The 2,438-nt window shown below is 68.9% G+C and carries 1 protein-coding gene and 1 pseudogene; both read left to right on the forward strand.

The window, feature by feature from the left end; all coding sequences use genetic code 11:
- Positions 1–185 precede the first annotated feature (185 nt).
- Positions 186–1,173: pseudogene (locus FUT87_RS19985) on the forward strand (LacI family DNA-binding transcriptional regulator).
- Between the two features lie 53 nt (positions 1,174–1,226).
- A partial coding sequence (locus tag FUT87_RS19990) for an ABC transporter substrate-binding protein (RefSeq protein WP_147242157.1) occupies positions 1,227–2,438 on the forward strand: 1,212 nt, incomplete at its 3' end.

The following is a 2,438-nucleotide window of genomic DNA, read 5'->3' on the forward strand; positions in this document are numbered from 1 at the left end:
TCTACAAGGCGCTGGGCGGCGGGTTGAGCGAGAACGACCGCGTCCTGCCGGAAGCACGATCGCGTCAATAACTGAAGCGATCGTCGTCAGGATTGGGGTGTTTAGCGAACCGTCCTAAACAGTTGGGAAACTCGTGCGACTTCGTTGACCCTTGAAACGGGCTTTCCAAGAATCGCCCCCAACCCATGAGCAGCATCACCATCCGCGATATCGCCAAGCGCCGGCCTGTCCATCGGCACCGTCTCGCGCGGCCTGCGCAACCAGTCCGGCCTGTCGGAGCAGACCCGCCAGATCGTGCGCGAGACCGCCATGCGTCTCGGCTACGACGTCAACCACCTGCGCAAGAAGAAGATCCGCCGGATCGGCTTCCTGCTGCACAGCCAGCACAACACGCTGGCGTCCAGCCCCTTCTTCTCGGCGGTGCTCCACGGCGCCGAGCAGGCCTGCAAGAGAGAAGGCCTGTCGCTCTCCTTCCTCGTGGCCGGGCCGGAGCAGCCGGTGATCGACCAGGTGCGCGTCCACCAGCTCGACGCCTACCTGTGCGTCGGCTACTTCGAGCCCGAGGTGCTGGACGCGCTCAAGCGCAGCGGCAAGCCGATGGTGCTGGTGGACATGCATCGCCGCGGCATGACTTCGGTCAACCCGGACCATCAGCACGGCAGCTTCCTGGCCACCAGCCACCTGCTGCGCAGCGGGCGGCGGACCATCGCGCTGATCTCGGGCTCGCCGGCGCATTACAGCCTGGAGCAGCGCGCCCGCGGCTACCGGCGGGCGCTGTTCGAGGCCAAGGTCCAGGCCGACCCGGACCTGGAGATCATCGCGCCGCAGCTGGGCGACGGCGAGGCCGGCATCACCGCGGCCATGCGCAGCCTGCTCGACCGCCGCCGCCGGCCCGACGCGGTGGTCTGCTTCAACGACAGCGCCGCCCTGGTGGCCCTGCGGCAGTGCCTGAACGCCGGCCTGCGCATCCCCGAGGACATCGCCGTCATCGGCTTCGACGACATCGGCGGCGCCGCCGTCAGCCACCCGCCGCTGAGCACCGTCCGCGTCGACAAGACGGCGCTGGGCGTCAAGGGCGTCGAGCTGCTGCTGGAGCTGCCGACGCCGGAGGCGCTGACCGTGACCCTGCCGGTCGAGCTGGTGGTGCGCGACAGCACCAGCTGCATCGACTGACGGCGCCTGCTCATCCTTCCGATCCACCCCCAGACCACAAAAGGAGACAAACGATGAAGACCATTCACCTGACCCGACGCGCCGTGCTCGCCACCGCGGCGATCGCGACCCTGGGCGCGCTGGCCGGCCCGGCGCGCGCCGGGGACCTGGAAGTGCTGCACTGGTGGACCAGCGGCGGCGAGGCCAAGGCCATCTCCGGCCTGAAGGACTCGCTGCAGGCCAAGGGCCACCACTGGAAGGACTTCGCGGTGGCCGGCGGCGCCGGCGACGCGGCGATGACGGTGCTGAAGTCGCGCGCCATCTCCGGCAACGCGCCGACCGCCGCGCAGATCAAGGGCCCGCTGCTGCAGGACTGGGCCGCCGAAGGCATGCTGGCCAACATCGACACCGTCGCCAAGGCCGAGCGCTGGGACGAGCTGCTGCTGCCGGTCATCAGCGACATCGTGAAGTACAAGGGCCACTACATCGCCGTGCCGGTCAACGTGCACCGCGTCAACTGGCTCTGGATCAATCCCGAGGTGATGAAGAAGGCCGGCGTCAAGCCGCCGACGAGCTGGGACGAGTTCTTCACCGCCGCCGACGCGCTGAAGAAGGCCGGCGTGATCCCGCTGGCCCACGGCGGGCAGTCCTGGCAGGACTTCACCACCTTCGAGACGGTGGTGCTGGGCACCGGCGGCCCGGCCTTCTATCGCAAGGCGCTGATCCAGCTCGACCCGGCCAGCCTGAAGAGCCCGACGATGGAGAAGTCGCTCGCGACCTTCCGTCGCCTGAAGGCCTACACCGACCGCAACGCGCCGGGCCGTGACTGGAACCTGGCCACGGCCATGGTCATGAAGGGCGAGGCCGCGATGCAGATCATGGGCGACTGGGCCAAGGGCGAGTTCCTGGCCGCCGGCAAGACCGCGGGCAAGGACTTCCTGTGCGTGCCCGCGCCCGGCACCGCGAAGTCCTACACCTTCAACGTCGACTCCTTCGCGATGTTCAAGGTCAAGGGCGAGGCCAACCAGCAGGCGCAGCGCGACATGGCCTCGGCCATCCTGTCGCCGGCGGTGCAGGAGTCCTTCAACCTGGAGAAGGGCTCGATCCCGGTGCGCCAGGGCGTGAGCCTGGCGCGCTACGACGACTGCGCCAAGGCCTCGGCCGCCGACTTCGCGGAGGCGGGCAAGGCCGGCACGCTGCTGCCGTCGATCGCGCATGGCATGGCGGTCCGCGCCGCCGCTGAGGGCGCGCTCAAGGACGTGGTCAGCCAGTTCTGGAACAGCGAC

The organism is Mitsuaria sp. TWR114, from assembly GCF_007997345.1.